General features: G+C 59.0%; 15 protein-coding genes. 1 reads left to right on the plus strand and 14 read right to left on the minus strand.

The window, feature by feature from the left end; translation table 11 throughout:
- Window positions 1-369 precede the first annotated feature (369 nt).
- Window positions 370-1,089 carry a tRNA pseudouridine(38-40) synthase TruA gene (locus tag E1J53_RS15575; protein WP_134273297.1) on the plus strand — a complete coding sequence of 240 codons (720 nt, stop codon included), beginning with the start codon at window positions 370-372 and terminating at the stop codon, window positions 1,087-1,089.
- A gap of 157 nt (window positions 1,090-1,246) precedes the next feature.
- Here E1J53_RS15575 and E1J53_RS15580 read toward each other — a convergent pair whose 3' ends face one another.
- From E1J53_RS15580 to E1J53_RS15645, 14 genes are all read right to left on the minus strand, one after another.
- Window positions 1,247-1,441: a hypothetical protein gene (locus E1J53_RS15580; RefSeq protein WP_134273298.1), complete on the minus strand. Its 195-nt coding sequence runs from the start codon at window positions 1,439-1,441 to the stop codon at window positions 1,247-1,249.
- The gene (gene dtd / locus E1J53_RS15585; protein ID WP_134273299.1) at window positions 1,441-1,893 is read right to left on the minus strand and encodes a D-aminoacyl-tRNA deacylase; all 453 of its coding nucleotides are present in this window, start codon (window positions 1,891-1,893) and stop codon (window positions 1,441-1,443) included. The genes E1J53_RS15580 and dtd overlap by 1 nt, the downstream gene beginning before the upstream one ends.
- Window positions 1,894-1,914: 21 nt before the next feature.
- Window positions 1,915-2,469: a GNAT family N-acetyltransferase gene (locus E1J53_RS15590; protein WP_134273300.1), complete on the minus strand. Its 555-nt coding sequence runs from the start codon at window positions 2,467-2,469 to the stop codon at window positions 1,915-1,917.
- 35 nt (window positions 2,470-2,504) lie between these two features.
- Complete coding sequence (locus E1J53_RS15595) at window positions 2,505-3,245, minus strand: SOS response-associated peptidase (protein ID WP_253931868.1); 741 nt, start codon at window positions 3,243-3,245, stop codon at window positions 2,505-2,507.
- Between the two features lie 81 nt (window positions 3,246-3,326).
- Window positions 3,327-6,131, minus strand: coding sequence for a translation initiation factor IF-2 (infB, locus tag E1J53_RS15600; RefSeq protein ID WP_134273301.1), 2,805 nt, complete (start codon window positions 6,129-6,131; stop codon window positions 3,327-3,329).
- 294 nt (window positions 6,132-6,425) lie between these two features.
- Entirely contained in the window at window positions 6,426-7,667 is a 1,242-nt protein-coding gene (nusA, locus tag E1J53_RS15605) for a transcription termination factor NusA (RefSeq protein ID WP_134273302.1), read from the minus strand.
- Window positions 7,668-7,672: 5 nt separating this feature from the next.
- Window positions 7,673-8,173, minus strand: a complete 501-nt coding sequence (rimP, locus tag E1J53_RS15610; protein WP_134273303.1) for a ribosome maturation factor RimP — start codon at window positions 8,171-8,173, stop codon at window positions 7,673-7,675.
- Window positions 8,174-8,421: 248 nt separating this feature from the next.
- Window positions 8,422-9,339 (minus strand): fasciclin domain-containing protein, encoded by a 918-nt coding sequence (locus E1J53_RS15615; RefSeq protein ID WP_134273304.1) that lies wholly within the window; start codon window positions 9,337-9,339, stop codon window positions 8,422-8,424.
- 134 nt (window positions 9,340-9,473) lie between these two features.
- The gene (locus E1J53_RS15620; protein ID WP_134273305.1) at window positions 9,474-10,391 is read right to left on the minus strand and encodes a fasciclin domain-containing protein; all 918 of its coding nucleotides are present in this window, start codon (window positions 10,389-10,391) and stop codon (window positions 9,474-9,476) included.
- 195 nt (window positions 10,392-10,586) lie between these two features.
- Window positions 10,587-12,296, minus strand: coding sequence for a SulP family inorganic anion transporter (locus E1J53_RS15625; RefSeq protein ID WP_134273306.1), 1,710 nt, complete (start codon window positions 12,294-12,296; stop codon window positions 10,587-10,589).
- A gap of 10 nt (window positions 12,297-12,306) precedes the next feature.
- The gene (locus tag E1J53_RS15630) at window positions 12,307-13,692 is read right to left on the minus strand and encodes a rhodanese-like domain-containing protein (RefSeq protein WP_134273307.1); all 1,386 of its coding nucleotides are present in this window, start codon (window positions 13,690-13,692) and stop codon (window positions 12,307-12,309) included.
- A 127-nt stretch (window positions 13,693-13,819) separates the two neighbouring features.
- Window positions 13,820-15,307, minus strand: coding sequence for a sulfatase (locus E1J53_RS15635; RefSeq protein ID WP_216650062.1), 1,488 nt, complete (start codon window positions 15,305-15,307; stop codon window positions 13,820-13,822).
- 102 nt (window positions 15,308-15,409) lie between these two features.
- Window positions 15,410-16,402 carry a MoxR family ATPase gene (locus E1J53_RS15640; protein ID WP_134273309.1) on the minus strand — a complete coding sequence of 331 codons (993 nt, stop codon included), beginning with the start codon at window positions 16,400-16,402 and terminating at the stop codon, window positions 15,410-15,412.
- A 121-nt stretch (window positions 16,403-16,523) separates the two neighbouring features.
- A complete protein-coding gene (locus tag E1J53_RS15645; RefSeq protein ID WP_134273310.1) occupies window positions 16,524-20,030 on the minus strand; it encodes a hypothetical protein in 3,507 nt (1,168 codons plus the stop codon).
- Window positions 20,031-20,326 lie beyond the last annotated feature (296 nt).

The following is a 20,326-nucleotide window of genomic DNA, read 5'->3' on the forward strand; positions in this document are numbered from 1 at the left end:
CGACGGAGCGCAGGATGCCAGGATTAGCCCGGGTGCCATCCAGACGTAGGGTGTTCCGTGAGGTTTCATCGGCGATTCCTACGGAATCGCGGCAGTTCAGAGGGGCAGATGGTAGCGGCAAGGCATGCCTTGCCGCTACTGGAAAATTCAAGGACTTGATGGCCAAAGGATTAATTCACGAAACACCCTACATCTAGACGGGAGCTCTGGCCCCCGGCCTACCCCACTCGCCATCGCCACAAGCCCCGTGGATCGCGTACCTTCGTCTTTCCACCGAAGCAGATCACCATTCAGCATTACTTTCTAGAACTTGCCTACGACGGCAGCGCCTACCGGGGCTGGCAACGCCAGCCCGGCGACCTCATCACCGTGCAGCAAACCGTCGAGGATTTGCTCAGTCGGGTCCACGGCCGGAACGTCATCCTCGGCGGGTGTGGACGGACGGACGCCGGGGTGCACGCCACCCAGTTCTACGCTTACCTGCGCACGGAAGAACCCCTGCCCGACAACTACCTCTTTTTCGTCAACAAGCAGCTCCCGCGGGACATTGCGCTGCGGGACGTACACTCCGTCCCCGACAACGCCCAGGCCCGCTTCGACGCCACTGAGCGCACCTACGACTACCTCCTCCACGGCTCCCCCGATGCCTGGCTGGACCGCGGCAGCGGGCAATTTGACCTGACCAACTTTGCACCCGCGCGCGTCGCCCAGGTCCTTCCGCTGCTCCTGACTCACGAAGACTACCGGGCGCTGTGTAAAGCCCCGGATCGTCACAATACCACCCTCGTTCATTTTCGGCAAGCCACCCTCTTCCGCAACGGCGCCGGAGACCGCTACCGGTTCCGCTTCGTTGCCAATCGCTTCTTGCGGGGTATGATTCGGCTGCTGGTCCATCATCTGTTTCAGGTCGGCACCGGGCGCCTGTCGGAAGAGGATTTTACCCGGGTCCTCCAGACCCAGACCCGGTCCGAGCACTTTCGCCTCGCCCCTCCGGAGGGGCTTTACCTCACCGGCGTTCGCTACCCCTACCTCGACCGGGAAGCAAGGCTCCCGCCCATCGGGGAGGTAAAATGGATTCCAATCCCCTAGACCTAGGCTGTTCCGTGAGGTTTCATCGGCGATTCCTGCGGAATCGCGGCAGTTCAGAGGGGCAGATGGTAGCGGCAAGGCATGCCTTGCCGCTACTGGAAAATTCAAGGACTTGATGGCCAAAGGATTAATTCACGGAACAGCCTACCCCTAGACCCTACTTCATCTTCGGAAACAGTATACCCAGCACCAGGCTGATGACCGCCCCGATGAGCAGGTGCCCCAGGAAGGACACCAGGTCCATCGTCGCCGCTTCTTCCCGCCAGTAGGTCATCCCCGTGCGGAGCAGGGCGTAGAGTAGGCCGATTACCAGGGCCCGGTAAATATCTCCTCGTTCAATTTTCAGGTTCATCACTCGCGGTTTTTGGAGTCCATCCAGATCGTAACCGGCCCGTCGTTGAGTAGTTCCACTTTCATGTCCGCCCCGAATTCTCCGGTGGCCACCGGCCGGCCCGCCACAAAGGAAAGGGTTTTGACGAATTGCTCGTAGAGCGGAATGGCAACCGGTGGCGGTGCGCTGCGGGTAAAGCCCGGTCGGTTCCCCTTCTTGGTGCTGGCAAAAAGGGTGAACTGGGAAACAACCAGTAGCCCGCCATCGACGTCGACGACGCTGCGGTTCATCTTACCCTCCTCGTCACCGAAGATGCGCATCCGGCTGATCTTGCCGCACAGCCACTCAATGTCTTCTTCCGTATCGGCTTCCTCGATGCCCACCAGGATGAGTAGTCCTGCCTCGATGGCTCCCGAAATGTTTCCCTCGATGGTTACCGAGGCGTGCGCAACGCGCTGAATGATGACTCGCATGGGCTGCGGTGTTTGGGGTTGTTATGAATTGGTCAGGGGCATTTCCATTTGCCAGTCCTCCATGAGGTAGCCGTTGCCAATGTCGGTGTCGAAGCGACCGACTTTGACGAAGCCCAGGTATTCATAAAAGCCGATGGCCCGGTTCTGGTAGTTGACGTCCAGGCGCAGGATTTTTTGTCCCGCCCGGCGGGCGATATCGGCTACCTTCAGGATAAGTGCCTTACCGAAACCCTTCCCCTGGGTGCTGGGCAGCAGATAAATTTTGTGCAGCTTACACGTATCGGGCAGGTAATCGAACTGGTAGCTGGCGTAGCCGACGGGAGCGTAGCGGGTTTGCCGGGCTCCCGGCACTGCCTCCGCTGCTTCCGGACTCGCTTCCAGGATAAGCAGGAATACGTGGCCTTTGGCCACCTGCTCCCGGATGGCCTCCTGACTGTACATCATGTCCAGCATATACGCGATCTGCTCCGGGGAGAGGATATCTCCGAAGGTATCGGGCCAGGTCTGGTGCGCAATCCGTTGGATGGTGGCGTGGTCCGCCTCCGTGGCGGGAAGGATGCGATAGGCTGCTTGCATGATGGGAGGGTGTGGGGCAAATATATTTCTTTACCCTAAAGCGGCTGGTGTAATTCCGGGCCGTTGTTGCGCACGTTGCCTACCCGGGAGGAAACGGGGTAGGCTTCTAGCGTCCCGTCGGGGGGGGTGGTGAGGAGGCCAAGGATGTCGTCCAGTGGTGCCTGGGTATCCAGCCACTGGCTCTGAGCGGCCTCGTCGAGGAGCAACATGGGCATCCGGTCGTGGATGGGGGCCATTTCCCGGTTAGGGGCGCCGGTGATGATGGAGTAAGTGAACACGGGCGCGGCGTCGGGCTCCGATTTTGGGGTCCATTGCTCCCAGATGCCGGCCATGACGAGCAGCCGGCCATCGGCCGGCAGAATGCGGTGAGGAACTTTTCCTTCGGGTGTTTTCTTCCACTCGTAGAAGCTGTCTCCCAGCACCAGGCACCGGCGGGACCGGATCGGCTTCCGGAAGCTGGGCTTCTCCTCAATGCCTTCACTGCGGGCGTTGATCATTCGGGCACCAATCTTCAGGTCCTTGGCCCAGAAGGGCACCAGCCCCCACCGAAACGCTTCCACCCGGTCGGGATGCCGATCCGTGATCACCGCTCCCTGCTGGGTCGGGGCCACGTTGTAATTCTTGGAAAGGCCCGCGACCGGCAACTGCAGTTGCCGGCCGAACTGTTCCCGAAGTTTTGCTTCATCGATGACGATGCTGTAGCGTCCGCACATGGTAATGGTTTTTCGGGGTTTAAGATAACGGTTCACGGGAGCAACACTCCACATTCTACGCATAGGTTAGGCAGTTAGCCCAAAGAAAAAGCCCGTCCTGGCGAAACCGGGACGGGCTTTTGGGGCAGGCAGTGGGGTCTCCGTTTAGAGACTCATCTTCTGCTTGATTTCGACGATTTCGTATCCTTCGATGATATCGCCTTCCTTGATGTCGTTGAAGTTTTTGATGTTCATACCGCATTCCATGCCGGCGCGAACTTCCTTCACGTCATCCTTGAATCGTTTCAGGCTGGCCAGTTCGCCAGTTACGCCTTCCTTGAGCGGGTAGACGACGATACCGTCGCGAATGACCCGAACCAGGGTGTTGCGGGTGATCTTTCCTTCTTCGACGTAGCAACCGGCGATGGTACCCACCTTGGAAATCTTGAAGGTTTCCCGAACGGCCACCTGGCAGGTGGTGCGTTCTTCCTTGGTGGGCTCCAACATGCCTTCGATGGCCGATTTGATCTCTTCGATCGCTTCGTAGATGATGGAGTAGGTCTTGATCTCCACGCCTTCGCGTTCGGCCAGTTTCCGGGCGGAACCACTGGGGCGTACCTGGAAGCCGACGATGATGGCGTCCGAAGCCGTAGCCAGCAGAATATCGGAGTCGATGATCTGACCTACGGCCTTGTGGATCACGTTCACCTGAACGGTTTCCTGGGAGAGCTTGATCAGCGAGTCGGACAGGGCCTCTACGGAACCGTCCACGTCACCCTTGACGATGAGGTTGAGTTCCTTAAAGTTACCCAAGGCCAGACGGCGACCGATTTCGTCGAGGGAGATCCGCTTGGCGGCACGGTTGGCCTGTTCGCGGGCGATCTGGGCGCGGCGGCTGGCCAGTTGGCGGGCCTCCTGTTCGCTGTCCATCACCTTCAGTACCTCACCGGCCTGCGGAGCTCCGTCCAGACCGAGCAGCAGTGTCGGACTACCGGGCTTCACTTCTTTGACCCGTTTGTTGCGCTCGTTGAACATCGCCCGTACACGGCCGCTGTTCTCACCGGCAACGATGATGTCCTGAATCCGCAGTGTACCGTGCTGAACGATCACCTTGGTTACGTATCCACGGCCCTTCTCCAGCGAGGCTTCCACGATGGTAGCAACTGCCGGGCGGTCGGGGTTGGCTTTGAGTTCCAGGATTTCGGCCTCAAGCATGATCTTTTCGAGCAGATCGTCAATACCGATACCCTTCAGGGCGGAGATGTCTTGCGATTGGTACTTACCACCGTACTCTTCGATCGGGTAGCCCATGGTGGCTAGTTCCCCCTTGATCTTATCGGGGTTGGCTCCGGGTTTATCGATCTTGTTGATGGCGAAGATCATCGGTACGCCCGCCGCTTCGGCGTGGCTGATGGCTTCCTTCGTCTGGGGCATGATGTCGTCGTCCGCCGCGATGATGATCACCGCGATGTCCGTCACCTTGGCACCACGAGCACGCATGGCCGTAAAGGCCTCGTGACCCGGAGTATCCAGGAAGGTAATCTTCTTCTTGTCCTCCAGGGTCACCTCGTACGCACCGATGTGCTGGGTGATACCACCGGCCTCATCCTCGGTTACGGCAGCGTTACGGATGTAGTCCAGCAACGAGGTTTTACCGTGGTCAACGTGGCCCATGACGGTCACGATGGGCGGCCGTGGCTGCAGGTCTTCGGGATCGTCTTCGTAGACTTCCTCCTCTTCGACGTCTTCCTCGGCGGTAATGAACTCCACTTCGTGTTCAAACTCCTCGGCCACCAGTTCAATGATCTCGGCGTCGAGGCGCTGGTTGATCGATACGATCACACCGGCGTTCATACAGGCCATGATTACGTCACCCACGCCGACGTCCATCATGTTGGCGAGCTCCTGGGCGGTAATGAATTCCGTTACCTGGAGCTTGTCCGTGGTGCGTTCTGCCTCGAGGGCTTCCTGACGTTCACGAATACGCTCCCGGTTATCCCGGCGCTGACGCTGGCGTTTTTTCTTTCCGCCACCGCCCTGCAGGCGGGCCATGGTGGCCTTGATCTTATCTTCAATTTCCTTGGCGGAAACCTCCCGGGGCTCGTTGTTGCGGCCACGGTTATTGCCACCTCCGGAGCCGGAGCGTCCGCGTCCTCCCTGAGAAGGACCGGTAGTAATCTTCTTACGCTTGCGCTTACGGCGGTTGCCATCCTGTCCGCCATCCGAACCAGACTTGTTGCTGGATTTCTTCTCGGGCTTCTTGATGTCAATCTTGCCGAGCACCTTCAGGCCACGCAGGTTGGGGGCGTTGGCCTCAATTACGCGTCCGCTGGAAGGCGCTGCCGGGGAAGTGCTGGGCGTCTTGTCTTCCGGTGCCGCAGTACCCTTGGTAGTCTTGGGTTCTGCCGGAGGGGGCGACTTGGGTTCTTCCTTAGCCTGGGGCTTGGGTTCTTCTTTCGGAGCCGCGGGTTCGGGCTTCTTCGGTGCTTTGGCCTCCGGTTTTTTGGCTGGCTTCTTCGCCGCATCGAGATCGATGCTGCCGACCACTTTCAGTCCGGGCACCTTTTTCTCCTCTGCGGCGGGCTTTTCCGCCGGAGCTTCCGGAGCGGGAGCCGGTTCAGCCTTCGGTGCCTCCTGCACCGGCTCCGCCTTGGGTGGCGGTGGTGGTGGCGGTGGAGTGCTGCTCACCGGAGGAGGTGGGGGCGGCGGAGGAACGGAGCGACCGGGAACCGGGGGCGGTGGTGGGGGGGGAGGCGTATTAGAAGGGCGAGTATTAAACTCCAGAGCATTAGCCTTCTTCTTATCAGATAACGCCTTGGCGAATTCTTGATGCACCTGATCCACCATGTCCGCATTGAGTCTCGCGTTCGGCTTATTGTCGATCTCGAAACCCTTCTCGGACAAGAACTCGACAATTGTCGAGGTCGCCACGTTAAGTTCTTTCGCTACTTTAATTAGTTGTTTACTCATTCGATTCTTTAAGCACGCCGATGTTTAACCGCGGTGTGCTGCCGCGGGGCGATTTAGAACTACCCTAAATTGCCGGGGGTCTCCTCTCTTTGCCACCGCTTTGGGAGGAAAATTTCGAAACACTTTCCGAAAGTGTTGCAAAGATAAGGAACAGAGGTAACAAAACCTTAGCCTTACCGGCTAAGACCAGTACCTAAAAACAACAAGCCAGCATATGGGATAGTTGCACGGCCGTATGATTTGCCCTCCGGAGGGCTTTTTCAGTGCTGGCCGGACAACTATCCGTGGAGCTGCTTACTGTACGTCGTCAAATTCAGCGGCGAGAATTTTCACCACTTCCACTACGGTTTCTTCTTCAAGATCCGTACGTCGTACCAGGTCCTCCGTGCTCAGTTCCAATACCGCACGTGCCGTATCGCAACCGATGGACTTGAAGGCATCCAGTACCCAGATTTCGATCTCGTCCTTGAATTCATCCAGGTCGACATCGTCAATTTCAATTTCGTTGTTTCGGTAAACGTCGATCTCGAACTCTACCAACCGGCTGGCCAGCTTGATGTTCGTTCCGCCCTTACCGATGGCCAGACTCACCTGATCGGGTTCCAGGTACACCTTGGCCCGGCGTCCCTCCATATCCAGGTCGATGTTCGTCACCCGTGCCGGGGTGAGCGAACGCTGGATGTAGAGCGAAGTGTTGGTGGTGTAGGGAATAACGTCGATGTTCTCCTGGTTCAGTTCACGGACGATGCCGTGAATCCGGGAGCCCTTCATCCCCACACAGGCCCCAACGGGGTCAATGCGGTCATCGTAGCTCTCCACGGCCACCTTGGCGCGTTCTCCGGGAATGCGCACGATGCCCTTGATGGTAATGAGCCCGTCTTCGATTTCGGGAACTTCCTGCTCCATCAGCTTGGCCAGGAAGCGCTCGTCGGTGCGGGACACAATCACCACGGGATTGTTGTTGTTCCGCATTTCGACTTCCTTGATGATACCGCGTACCATGTCGCCCTTGCGGAAGTAGTCCCCCCGGATGGTTTCCGTGCGGGGCATGACCAATTCACGGCCGTTGGCGTCGTCGATCACGAGAATTTCCCGCTTGAGAATCTGCTGCACTTCGCACAGTACCAGTTCCCCTACCCGCTCGGTGTAGCTGCGGTAGAGTTCGTCTTTCTCCAGGTCCATGATCCGGCTGATCAGGGTCTGGCGGGCCGCCATGATGGAACGCCGGCCGAAGTCTTCCAGGTAAAGACGCTCGTAGCAGTCTTCCCCGATCTCGTAGTCTTCGTCTACCGCCAGGGCCTCGGTCAGAGAAATTTCTGACAGCTCATCGGTCACTTCACCGTCGGGAACGATTTCCCGGCGACGCCACAATTCGAGGTCACCCTTGTTGGCGTTGACGATGATTTCAAAGTTATCGTCGGTGGTGAACTTCTTCTTGATCAGGGTACGGAACACGTCTTCGAGTACCCGCACCATGGTGGGGCTGTCGATGGCTTTTCCGGAGCTGAACTCCTTGAACGTTTCAACGAGATTCATAAGCGTTAAAAACTGATTTTTACAATTGATTTTTTGATGGCCGAAAAGTCAATTTCCACCTCTTCCACCACGGTTTTCTTTCGTTTACCTTCCTGGCGGCGCACCTTGGCCTCCAGTTTGATGGCATCCGGGGTCGCCTCGGTGAGCGTACCCTTGAATTTCTCGCCTTCCGTGGTGGTTACCTCCAGGGTTCGCCCGACGTTTTTCTGGTACTGCCGAAAAAACTTCAGCGGACGATCCACTCCGGGGCTGCTCACGTTGAGGGTGTATTTCTCCCCCAGCGGTTTAGCCTCATCGAGGTAGCCCTCCAGAAAGCGCGAGATGCGCTGACACTTACGAAAGGTCATTCCCGAATCACTGTCTACGTAAACGTCCAGCTTGGTATTGCTGTGGTTGATGTCCACCACGAAGCAATCCCCAAACTCTTCGTTGAGGGTAAAAAACTCTTCCAGCATTTCGGTGATCCGTCCTTCCATCGGCGTCTCATGGCTTTTTTGGTGGCGCATGGCACCTGCGTCCTCGCCAGATTAGTCGGTTAGGGACACAAAAAAGAGGGAACCTGAACGATTCCCTCTTGGTGCTTTTTACGGCCTTGTTGTGGCAAAGATAACGCCTTTTTCCGAAAGAAGTTTAATGGCTCCCAGTAAGACCAACATTTACCGGGCAATGCCACGCAGTCCCGCAATGCTCGCCGGGCTTGCTGATCACCAAAAATGCAACGGAGTGCAGGTGCCAGGAGATTTCCAGGGAGCCCCTAAATATCGTCGGGTACCATCACCTCGTCCACCAGGTGGATGATGCCGTTGGTGCCCTGCACGTCCTCAAAAATCAGGTTGAGCACCTGATCGCTGGAGGTACTGATCGCCGCGCCGTTGAAAACGATCAGGTCTCCCTGTTCGCTGGTCAGGGTGCCGGGGAAGTCATCGAACTTCACGTTCCGCCCGGTAACCACGTGATAAAGCAGCACTTCGCGCAAGCTTGATGGCGTCAAATCCGGGGCATCCGCAAATCCTTCGTTGAGGGGGGTAAAAACCGTCAGGGGGCCATCCCCCCGCAGTACATCCTCCACCGTCAGGGTGTCACTGATGTTTGCCGCTCCGGGCACGGCCGCCGCCAGTTCACTCAGCAGGGGATTGAAATTGATCAGATCCGCCACGGTGGGGGGCGTCAGCGGAAAGTCGATCACGTGCACCACGCCATTACTGGCCTGCCGATCGGCATCAATAATCTCCACCCCGTTGTTGAGGGTAATTTCATCTCCGTCCTTCTCCAGGAAAAGCACCACCGGCTCCTCGTTCGGACTATCGCTGTTGGCCGTCTCCAGATAGAGTTGACCATCCAGGAAACTGTTCGAGGGCCGAAAGGCACTGGGCAGAATGTGGTACCGCAGGATATTTTCCAGTTCAAGGGTGTCCAGCGCTTCGGGGTCGAAGTTCGCCGCCGCGAAGGCCGCGTCGGTTGGGGCAAAAACCGTAAATCCCCCAACTTCAAAGGTTTCGGTAAAGTTGGTGCGTTCCAGGATACGTTCCAGGACCGTGAAGTCTTCACTATTCTGAATGAGCTCGGCCATGGTGCTGAACTGCGGTCCTACGGGGCCATCGTCATCGTTCAGATTACAACCAAAGGAGAGCAGGAGGGCCAGGCCACCGGCCAGGAGAAATAAACGGTGCATACACAAATTTTGGGGCGCCAAAGTTACGGATTAATTAATCTGATCAGGGGTTCGGGCAAGGGTATAACGAAAACGACGGATGAAGAGCTGTGTCTTCATCCGTCGTAGGGAAAATTATTCCGTTATCCGTCGGTTTAGAGGTCACCGGGGACCATTACGGCGTTGATCAGGTGTACTACACCGTTGGTGCCCTGAATGTCCGTAAAGGTAATGTTGACCGTCTGGCCACTCGTGGTGGTAATGGTCGTGCCGGAGAAGCTCAGTTCCTCCCCATTGAGGGTCGGGGCCGAAGCGGGGATGGCGTCAGAACGCACGTTTCCGCTCACGACGTGGTAAAGCAGTACGTCGCGCAGTTGCTCGGCGCTCAGTCCGCTGGGAGCAGCGGCAAAGGCCGTATTATCGGGAGCAAACACCGTGAAGGGACCGTCACCACTCAGGGCGCCGGCAACGGTGGTACTGGCGTCAATGTCGGCGGCAGCACCAATGGCGTCCACCAGGGAAGACAGCGGCGTCACGCTGGCGGCCAGGTCCACTACCGTGGGGGGCAGCAATACGTTGTCAATCACGTGAATGACGCCATTAGAACCTTCAATATCGGCTTCGGTGACGTTCAGTCCGTTGACGTTGATGTCACTTCCCGTCCGCTCCACCAGCAGGGACAGCTGGGTGTCATTCGGACCCGTGGCGTTGGCGCTGGTTACGCTCGTGATGCCTTCCTGAATGTTGTTGGAAGGAAGAATGGCTCCGCTCACCACGTGGTAGAGCAGTACGTTACGCAGCTCATCCGTGCTCAGGGCCGTCAGGTCCACGCCGGAGGCCGTAAAGGCGGCGTCGGTGGGAGCAAAGACGGTGTAGGGCCCGGGTTGATTCAGCGTGAAATCCAGACCGGTGGATTCCAATGCTCCCAGCAGGGTGGTGAAGCGATCGTCGTCGGCCACCAGTTCGGAGAGCGTCTGAGGTTCGTTTACTACGGGGTCATCGTCATCACAAGCGGAAAATCCTAGCACGAAGAGACCGAGGATGGCAACCCATCCAAAAGATAGCTTAGTCATAATGCAGTTGGTTTTTGGGGCGGCATGGTTTCATTTGGTTAATTGGCCGCCTAATGCACAATTGGGTTTCTGCTCCCCTAACGGCCTTACCGGGGGGGAATGTTTGGAGCAAGTTCCACTTTCGCGGCCCGCCAACCAAGCAGTGTTAAAATCCGCCTTTTTGTGAACTTTTTTTCAGACCACCAGACTGGGTGCCTAGTCGTGCTGGAGGGCCGGCCGGTCCCAGTCGTAGCGGTTTTCGTCGCTATTAATGTAGTCCAGTGCCGCCTGGATGGACAGGAAGTGGCGATCCGCCCCCATTCGGGCCATCAGGCCCGATTTGTAGAGCATGTCCCGGACCGGACCGATCATACCGCACAGGTACAGGGGCGTTTTTCTGGCCTGGAGCGTTTCCTGGAACTGCTCCAGCGCAAACAGGCCACTGGTGTCCAGGTCATTGATGGTGTGGGCATCGATGATGACTGCCCGGAGTTCTTCTCCCCGTTGTTCTACGAGCTTTTCCAGTTCCTGCCGGAAGTAATCCGCATTCCCGAAGTAGAGCTCGGCGTCGAAGCGGACGATGAGCATCCGGGGGTCAATCTCCGCTTCGGGAAATCGCTTCCGGTTGCGGAAGGCGTGGGTGCCCGGAATGCGGCCGAGCTCGGCCAGGTGAGGTCTCGCCGCCCGGATGAACGTAAAGATGAGCGACAGCACCACGCCACCCAACACGCCATACTGCAGCCCCGCGAACAGGGTGAACAAACAGGTGATGAGGAGGATGACAAACTCCTTGCGCGACAAATGCCACAGCCGCCGCATTTCCCGCCAATCAAAAAGGTTGCGCACCGAATAAATGATGATCGCCGCCAGCACGGGAATCGGCAGGTACTCAAACAGGGGCGTAAGGAAAAGCAAGACCAATCCCAGTACCATCACCGCCACCATTCCGCTGAGGGGACTCTTCGCCCCGATACTTTCCACGACGGCAGAGCGGCTGAAACTGGCCGAGGTCGGAATCGCCTGAAAAAAGGCTCCCGCCAGCTTGCTCAGGCCCAGTGCCCACAATTCCCGGTTGGGCAGCACCCGGTAGTAATCGTAGCGCGGCCCGAAGGTCTTGCCGATCGAAAAGCTTTCGATGAAGCTAATCAGGGCCAGAACAATCGCCGTGGGGAGCAGCCCCCAGAACAGTCCCGCATCCGCCCGGGGCAGACTAAGGCCCGGAAATCCCGAGGGGACTTCCCCCACCGTAGCGATCCCCCACCGGCCACCGGACCACCACAGCGCCAGGGTCGTCACGGCAATGAGCACCAGCATCGTCGGGAAGCTGGCGGGTAGCCAGCGTTTACCCAGCAGGAGTACCCCCAGGCTACCAAACCCGAGGAACGCCGTGTTCCAGTCAACGGAACCAAGGTTAGTCACCAGGGCCCAAAGACTCTCGTGGAACATTGAACCCGAACCAAGTTCGATGCCCAAAAGGACGTCAATCTGGGAGAGCATAATCAACACCGCCGCGGCGGATACAAAGCCGGAGAGAACGGGCCGACTCAGCAGGCTTCCGATGGCCCCCAGCCGTAGCAACCCGAGTGCCGCCTGAATCAGTCCGGTCATCGCCGCCAGGACGATGGCGTAGCGGAGGTATTCCGTGGAGCCCGGCTCCGCCAGTCCGGAAAGCCCGTTGAGGCAGAGCAAGGACGCGAGGGCCGTTGGCCCGACGGATACGTGCGGCGTACTGGCCAGCAAGGTGTATACCAGCATGGGCACCAGGGCCGCATACAGTCCGTATACGGCCGGCACGCCGGCCAACATTCCGTAGGCCATGGCCTGGGGGACCAATAAAACACTAAGGGTTAGACCGGCGATGAAGTCGGCCCGAAATCCCTGGCGTCCGTACTGATCCGGAAAGGGTAGCCATCGGAAAATTCGCATAATACCAAGATCAGGAAGTGGCCTCCTGGGCCAGAATATCCGCTACCTTATCCTGTACGTTCACAATCTTGTGGTAGCCGCGGGCCTTCAGCAAACTACCGGCAATAGTGGAGCGGTACCCACTACCACAGTGGAGGTGGTAGGTGGTATCCTGATCGAGGGAGCCCATGGCTTCATTGAGGGTCGCCAGGGGAAGTGAGCGAGCGTCTTCCAGATGCCCCTTCTCAAATTCTCCCGGCTTCCGTACGTCGAGTATCGCCTCCACCTGGCCGTTGGCCAGCGCACGTCCGAAATTATCCGCCTTGATGGTCTCCATCGTTTCCAGCTCTCCGCCGTAAGCTTTCCAGGCTTCGATACCGCCTTCCAGGTATCCGAGCGTCTGGTCGTAGCCCACCCGGCTCAGGCGCTCCACGGCTTCGGCCTCCCGGCCTTCCGGGGCCACCAGTAAAATCGGCTGTTGCAGGTCGGGGATCAGCTCACCAACCCAGGGCGCAAAGCTTCCGTCCAGACCGATGAAGATGCTGTTCGGGACGAAGCCCTTCACGAAGTCCGCCTTGTCCCGGACGTCGAGAATCAGCGGTCGGTGTTCATTGGCCTGACGTTCAAAGTCTTCCGGGCTCAGCGCGACGGCCCCGCGGGCCATTACGGTGTCGAAGGATTCGTATCCATCCTTGTTCATGCGCACGTTCTCCGCAAAATAGCCCGGGGGGGGAAGCAGGCCTTCGGTAACCTCCTGGATGAATTCTTCCCGGGTCATGTCGGCGCGCAGGGCGTAGTTGGTTTCCTTCTGGTTCCCGAGCGTATCGGTGGTTTCGCGACTCATCTTTTTGCCGCAGGCCGACCCCGCCCCGTGGGCGGGATATACGATTACGTCATCCGGGAGCACCATGATCTTGCGGCGCAGGCTTTCGAAGAGGAGGCCCGCCAGGTCTTCCTTGGTCAGCTGCCCCTTCTTCTGGGCCAGGTCCGGGCGCCCCACATCACCGATGAAAAGGGTGTCACCGGTAAAGATGGCGTGCGGACGTCCATTTTCGTCCAGCAGCAAATAAGTCGTGCTTTCGAGGGTATGTCCGGGGGTGTGGAGCACCCGGATGGTCACCTTGCCGAGCTTGAATTCCTCGCCGTCGGTCGCCTCGTATTTGTCGTACTTGGTCCGGGCGCCGGGGCCATAAACGATTTGCGCTCCGGTTTGCTTGGCCAGATCCAGGTGCCCGCTGACGAAGTCCGCGTGAAAGTGGGTCTCAAAGATGTACTTAATGGTGTGCCCTTCCTGTTTGGCGCGCTTCACGTAGGGCTCGGGGCTGCGCAGCGGATCAATTACCGCCACTTCTCCTTCACTCTCGATGTAATAGGTTCCCTGAGCCAGGCAACCGGTGTAGATCTGATCAATGGTCATATGCCGAAAATATGAGGATTTCTTCATGTAAATAATTCACGGCACGCAAAATGGTTGATCTGCCCCGTTTTCCCGCCCGGATTATTGACGCTTGTTTAGACCAGGATGGGCCAAGCACTACCCGACCTTATTCCAGGCAACCAGCGTAGGTAAAACTCGTGGGCCCGCGCAGTACGCCGTAGCGGTAGTCCCGCAGGTAAGCGTCGGCATCAAAGGTAGCGGGACCGTAAGTTGGGGGGTACCGCGCCGTGTCCCAGAAGGGGGTTTGTGGCGTCTCCGTGCGGGGGTCTCCCGTTTCCGTCAATCGTCCGTTCAGGCGTTCCCGCAGGATGCCGAGTTGATCCGCGTAGCCGGGCAATGTAGCCACGTTCCGCAACTGCTGGGGGTCGGTGCTGAGGTCATATAATTCTTCCGCCGGACGCTTACCGAAAGCCAGGGAGTAGTAATCGGTTTCGTCGCCGGGGGGATGAACCCCCCGCAAAATGAGCACTTTCCCAATGGAGTTATCCACGTCTCCGTAGGCACCCACGCTGCGCACTACCTCCGGGTCTCCGGCCGGCCAGCGGTCCGGGTAGTAATTCCGGACGTAAAGAAAGCTGTCATTGCGCAGGCCCCGCATGGCGTAGCTGCCGGAGTCCGCCCGCACCTGGGCGTGCCGCTCCCGCTCAATAATGACGTCGGCAAATCCGGGATACCCCTCGTCCAGCAGCTGTGGCAGGAGGCTACGGTGGGTCATTTCCCGGGGGATGGCCAGCCCCGCCGCATCCAGGAAGGTGGGCGCCAGGGCCGCCAGGCTGACGTAGGAATCCCGCCGGGTGCCGGCGGGCACCCGCGCCGGCCAGTGCACCACGAAGGGCATCCGGCTCCCCGCATCGTAGAGGTTTGCCTTGGCGCGGGGGAAGGGCATCCCGTTGTCGCTGGTCACTACGATGAGGGTATTCTCCAGTTCCCCCCGCTCCCGGAGCAGCTCTACAACCAGCCCCACGTGGCGGTCAAACCGTTCCACTTCGGCAAAGTAATCCAGGATGTCGTTGCGGACGCAGGGCAGATCCGGCAGGAAGGGAGGCACCTTGACGGAATCTGGCTTGAGTCCCGTTTTCACCCCCAGGTTGGGTTCGTATACCCGGTGGGGGTCCGAACTCCCGAACCAGAAACAAAAGGGTTGCCCTGCTTCCTTTCCCTCCAGCATCTCCCTAATGTTGGCGTAGCGTTTACCCGCGGGGTTATGCTCCCGCCCGGGTGTTCGCCAGTCGCCCGGTGCCCAGCCTTTCTGGTCGTGCCCGACCAGATAGCCCGCCCGCTCCAGTTCTTCGGTATACGTGACCAACTCCCGGGGGAACTCACTCCACAGGTTCCCGGCCACGCCGTTCTGGTGGGGGTACCGCCCCGTGAGAATACTCGCTCGGGAGGGCGCACAGCTGGGAGCCGCACAGTAGGCATTGGTGAAGAGCATTCCTCCCGCCGCCAGGGCATCAAAAGCAGGGGTTCGCAGCGTGGTGTTCCCGTAGGCACCCGCGTGTGGGTAGGACCAATCATCGGCAATGAACAGTACGATATTGGGCGGAGTACCCGAAGCAGTATCCGCCGGGTCTGATTGTGCACACGAGCAAACCATCAGTACGGAGAATAGTAGAAAAAGACTACGCGGAAAGGAGATGGGTACCATACGGTCAAGACGCCCCGGCAGTCAGTTGCCATTACACCGCCCCCGTTGCCCCTAGGGTACTTCCACCACGTTAAGCACCCGGGCAATAATGTCTTCCTGGCGGATATTTTCCGCTTCCGCTTCGTAGGTGAGACCGATCCGGTGGCGCAGTACGTCTTCGCAAACCGAGCGAACGTCTTCCGGCGTGACGTAGCCCCGCTTTTCCAGAAAGGCATTCGCCTTGGCGGCCAGGGCCAGGTTGATGCTCGCCCGGGGGCTACCGCCGAAGCTGATGAGGGGTTTCAGGTCCGCCAGCCGGTAAGCCTCCGGTTCGCGGGTAGCGAAAACAATGTCAATGATGTAGCGCTCAATTTTATCGTCCATATAAATCTTACGGACGCTCTCGCGGGCCTTCAGAATTTCTTCCGTGGTGGCCACGGCGCTTACCTTTTCAAAACCCTGGCCCAGATTACGGCGAATAATTTCTCGCTCGTCTTCCCGTGTAGGGTAACCGATCTTCACTTTGAGCATGAAGCGGTCCGTCTGTGCCTCGGGTAACGGGTAGGTACCTTCTTGCTCAATGGGGTTCTGGGTGGCCAGCACGAGGAAAGGCTCTTCCAGCCGAAAACTCTCGTCTCCGATGGTCACCTGCCGCTCCTGCATGGCTTCCAGCAGGGCAGATTGCACCTTGGCCGGTGCCCGGTTGATCTCATCGGCCAGCACGAAGTTGGCGAATACGGGGCCCTTCCGGACGGTAAAGTCGTTTACCGACTGGTTGTAGATCATCGTACCTACGATGTCGGCGGGGAGCAGGTCGGGCGTAAACTGAATCCGGCTGAAGTCGGCGTTGATCGTCTTGGCCAGCGTATTGATGGCCAGGGTTTTTGCCAGTCCGGGCAGGCCTTCCAACAGAATGTGACCGCGACTCAGGAGCCCCAACAACAGCCGATCAACCATATACTGCTGACCGACGATCACCTTCCGGGTTTCTTCCTGAATCCGGGTAATCACCTCACTATCGATCCGAATCTGCTGATTGAGGGCTTCGATGTCAATGCTGGCCATGGGGTCTTATTGTTAGTCGGGGGTAATTAAACAAGCGCCGTTACGGGCGGCTAATATCGGTAGTTTTATGAAACTTCTCGGCTGGTGGCCGATTCCGGCTACCGGAACCCTGGCTCGCCGACTAAAAGAAGGCTTGCACCTGCGCCCGGCCGACGTGTACGGTACTGGCCGTACCCGTTTGCCGCCCCTCGTAACTCAGGGTCAGTTGGAGGTACTGTCCGAGTTGGCGGGTGGCCCCAAGATTCCAGAGAAGATTTCTGCCGGGCTGGAGCCCCTGCAGTAACGCAAAACCTACCGGGCTGCGGGCATCTCCCTCCAGGGCAATATCCACCCACCGGAAACGGGCCGTCAGCCACCGCCGGTAATTGGCCTCCAGCTGTAGTTCTAGCCGTTGAGTGTTTTCGCCTTCTCCTTCCGGGAGTACGTTGGTTTCTGTCCCCGCAATGAGCCGAGTGAGTAACCGAAAATTTTTGGGTTGCCAGTTGATACTGGGCTCAATCCGCCGCAGGTCAAACCGGAAGTCCTTGTTGTTGAAAAATTCGGAATCGGCGGACCGCTGCCCCGTGATCAAGGCCGTTTCCAGACTAAGCTGCGTATTGGGTCGGTAGCGGAAGCGCAGCGTCCAGTCGGCGGTCCGGTTCGATTCGTAGCCCGTCGTGAGTACCCGGCGATTACGGCGATCTCCGTTGCTGAGCTGAATGTCGTAGGTCGGACTCGTCCGGTTGAAGAAGAGGCCAATGCGTCGTTGTACGTTCAGGGCCACCAGGCTACTGTCCGGCACCGCCAATTGGAAGGGATTCCAGGACTGCACGGATTCATCCTCCCGCGTTTTCCGATCCACGATGAAGCTACTGTTTACGCTCAGGCGTTTCAGGAATTTTTTCAGCCCGGAAGCCTCCCGCCACAGCCGCACCGGGTCCCAGTTCAGCTTCTGATTCAGGGCCACGTTATTGGTACGGATAAAGTCATTGGTAAACACCGATACCCGCACGTAATCGGCGATATCCGCGAAGGGAGAAATCTCCATTTCGTTGGGCTGAATCTTTCCGTCGTTATTGTACAGGCTGTCCTGCCAGATATATTGCCCCAGGCCGGGGCCTACGTAGAGATACTGAAATTCCACCCGGGGTTCCTGCCCGCTGCCGACCTGATAGGTTGTCTGCCCGCGCAGGCTGCGCTGCAGGGCGTTAAAGCGAACGTCCATCCGCCCCAGGAAGGTCTGATTGGGCACATCATTGACCAGCAGCGGATCCGGTACCGCCAAGTCCCGGTAAGTGAAGTTGCCGCCCAGTTGGAAATTTTTGTTGCCGGTGTAATTTCCTTCCACGGCCACCTCCCGGGCCTCCGTACTGGTGGTCAGGGATTCATCCGAGGGGAGCTGATCGATTCTCTGGTTGGCCGAAATTCGCAGCCGGTACTCGTCGTTCGCCGGGGCACTCAGCCCCAGTCCGTAACGGTCGTACTGGAAGGAGAGGACCGAGAGCGTATCGGTGCCCGCCAGGTTACGAATCGATTGTTCTCCTTCGTAGGCGACGTCCACCGTCCAGCCGCCCAGTTTTTCGAAGGTTTTGTCCAGGCGTAGCCGCGGGCGGCGGAAGCTGCCCGTAGCCCCGGCCTCTTCGTTCGTCAGGAGGCTGATGGCCCCGTTGAGTTTCCAACCGGCGGCCGTCAGTTGGGTGGCGGCGGCGTGCCGCCGCCCCAGGTAACTCCCCCCTCGGGAAAATTGCTCGAAGTCATAGTCCAGCCGGAAGGCCCGACCACGTTCCAGTCCGAAGCCCGCCCCCAGGATACGCTCCCGTTCCCGCTCGGGCAGGCTGGTGCCCAGCCGGTTGCTGAGGTTCCAGTTCCGGAAAAATTCCGGCGAGCGGTAAGGGTTGATGAAGTTGAAGTTAGCGTCCAGCAACTCCAGGTGCCCGCGCGTGCTCAGCCGCCACCCCATAGAATCCACCCCCAGCCGAAACTCCCGATCGGCGTCCAACCGCAGCGCACTGCCGTTATCGTCGGCACTATCCTCCCGGCTGAAGCGGTTACGGTCCAGCCGACTGCGGCTGGCCTCCATGCGGATGCTCCCTCCGGACCGGAAAAGATAAGCTCCGCCCACCGCCAGGAGCTGCTGTTGCTCGGGGGCGACGAGGTCCACTTCGGGCAGAAATCGCCCCAGGGGCTCACAACTTACCGGGTCGCGGCCGACGTACTCGTAGACCCGTCCGTTGGCCTGCTGAGTGGAAAGCAGCACGTATTCTCCTCCTCCCGGACCACGGTCCGTGAAGGTGGCCACAAACCGCCCCGCGGGGTCCAGGCGGAGGAATTGTACCGGACCTTCGCAGGTCACCGTGTCCACCAGGGTGTAAGTTGCCCGTAACTCGGCCCGTCCGTCCAGGGTATCGATGCTGGACACCGCGATGCCGTTGCCGAGAACGTCTCCGGCGGCGGCGAGCGCCGCCCGCTGTTCGGGGGTGAGCTCCAGGTCTCCGGTGGCGGTGCGACTGTCCTGCTGGGAGTAAGCATTGAGGTAGGCCGTGAAGCGCTCGGTTTCGTAGCGGGTGCTTCCGGTGGTGAGGGTGCGCAGGTAGCGCTGGTCGGCAAATTCATATTCGGCGGTGATCCGGCTATCGCGGGTGATCAGGCGGCGGGGTGTGAAGGTGAGCTCGGCCAGGTTGTAGTCGATGACGTAGTCGCCGTCCAGTCCCCGCCGCAACAACTGACCGTCCAGAAAAATCCGTTCGGTCCCCGCCAGGATGATGAGGAATTGCTGACCGCCGTTGCCGGTCAATTTGTAGGGACCCTGATTGCCCTCTACGGGCTGAATTTGCTGGCGGATAAACTGTCCGCGGGCCACCGCAATGCTGGCCTGGTTGGTCCACCTGGCCTCACCCGCAGACTCGGCATCCTGCCCGCCGGGGCCGGGACTTCCGCTGCGCGTCCCGCCCCCCGCTACCGAGGTAAAGGTGGCTCCCTCCAGCTTTTTGAAGAAACGCAGGAAGTAGCCGTCCGGGTGGCGCAGTTCGTAGTCGCCCGCCGTCAGCTGACTGCGGTTCTTCCGCAGCTGGATGAAAATGCGGTCGAACTCCCGCAACTGCTGGGTCGTCCCTTCGGGCTGCACGGGAAGGCTTTCGTCGGTGATGGCCGCCGACACCTCAATGCCGTTGCCCAACTCACCGTCCAGTTGCAGATTAAAGGCCGAGTTCAGTACCAGATCCTGTCGGTTACCGAAACTGATGGCCCGGCTGAAGCTCCCGGCGGTGCGCACTTTGGTGTCGTTATCGAAAATTCCCGAGCGGACGTAATCGTCGTAACCACCGATGACCAGCCCCGCCTCTTCGCTCGTCAGCTGGCTGGAGTCAAGCATCGTCACCCGCCGATCCAGGCGGAAGGGTAAGACGCGGTAGCGCAGCCGGACCGAATCCGGCGGCAACGCCACCCAGCTCAGGAAGCGGCCATTGAGCTCGTAGCGATTGCCGGAGATTCGCCGCCCCGTTCCTTGATCATACACCTCCAGGGTTTTGGGGGCCACGGTCAGGGTATCCACCAGTTGTCCGGCGGGATTGGCCGCCACCACCCGGTCCCGCAGCGAAGAAGCCGGCGCCGTCTGGGCGCCCAGGGTTGCCCCCAGCCCCAGCAGCAGCAAACAGCAAAGCCCAATTGTCCGGGGGTAGAAGTGAATGATGGTTAATTGTTTTCGCCAGCGTAAAGACCGTGATGACCGCTCTCCCAGCCTCCGACCCTAGGTCAACGGAAAGGGAGCACTGATTCGGGATGGTGAAAAAGTCTCGGGGGAAATAACGGCCGAAGCACCTGGTTTGGTTCGTATCCGAGCGTGGGTCCATCGACGGCGGGGAGACGCAACCCGAGTTTTGTACTAGTTAGGATACGGTGAAGGACTAATTTGTGGGCGATCACCGCAGGTGCAATGCAATGGGATCC

Origin of the sequence: Lewinella sp. W8, assembly GCF_004375085.3 — a bacterium.
Taxonomy (GTDB): domain Bacteria; phylum Bacteroidota; class Bacteroidia; order Chitinophagales; family Saprospiraceae; genus Neolewinella.

Bases quoted from the DNA above. Each gene is read 5' to 3' on its own strand.
- rimP (WP_134273303.1), bottom strand. From the start codon at position 8,173: ATGCGCCACCAAAAAAGCCATGAGACGCCGATGGAAGGACGGATCACC.
- E1J53_RS15640 (WP_134273309.1), bottom strand. From the start codon at position 16,402: ATGGCCAGCATTGACATCGAAGCCCTCAATCAGCAGATTCGGATCGAT.
- E1J53_RS15630 (WP_134273307.1), bottom strand. From the start codon at position 13,692: ATGACCATTGATCAGATCTACACCGGTTGCCTGGCTCAGGGAACCTAT.
- E1J53_RS15620 (WP_134273305.1), bottom strand. From the start codon at position 10,391: ATGACTAAGCTATCTTTTGGATGGGTTGCCATCCTCGGTCTCTTCGTG.
- dtd (WP_134273299.1), bottom strand. From the start codon at position 1,893: ATGCGAGTCATCATTCAGCGCGTTGCGCACGCCTCGGTAACCATCGAG.
- E1J53_RS15580 (WP_134273298.1), bottom strand. From the start codon at position 1,441: ATGAACCTGAAAATTGAACGAGGAGATATTTACCGGGCCCTGGTAATC.
- E1J53_RS15635 (WP_216650062.1), bottom strand. From the start codon at position 15,307: ATGGTTTGCTCGTGTGCACAATCAGACCCGGCGGATACTGCTTCGGGT.
- E1J53_RS15625 (WP_134273306.1), bottom strand. From the start codon at position 12,296: ATGCGAATTTTCCGATGGCTACCCTTTCCGGATCAGTACGGACGCCAG.
- E1J53_RS15595 (WP_253931868.1), bottom strand. From the start codon at position 3,245: ATGCGTAGAATGTGGAGTGTTGCTCCCGTGAACCGTTATCTTAAACCC.
- nusA (WP_134273302.1), bottom strand. From the start codon at position 7,667: ATGAATCTCGTTGAAACGTTCAAGGAGTTCAGCTCCGGAAAAGCCATC.
- E1J53_RS15615 (WP_134273304.1), bottom strand. From the start codon at position 9,339: ATGCACCGTTTATTTCTCCTGGCCGGTGGCCTGGCCCTCCTGCTCTCC.
- infB (WP_134273301.1), bottom strand. From the start codon at position 6,131: ATGAGTAAACAACTAATTAAAGTAGCGAAAGAACTTAACGTGGCGACC.
- E1J53_RS15590 (WP_134273300.1), bottom strand. From the start codon at position 2,469: ATGCAAGCAGCCTATCGCATCCTTCCCGCCACGGAGGCGGACCACGCC.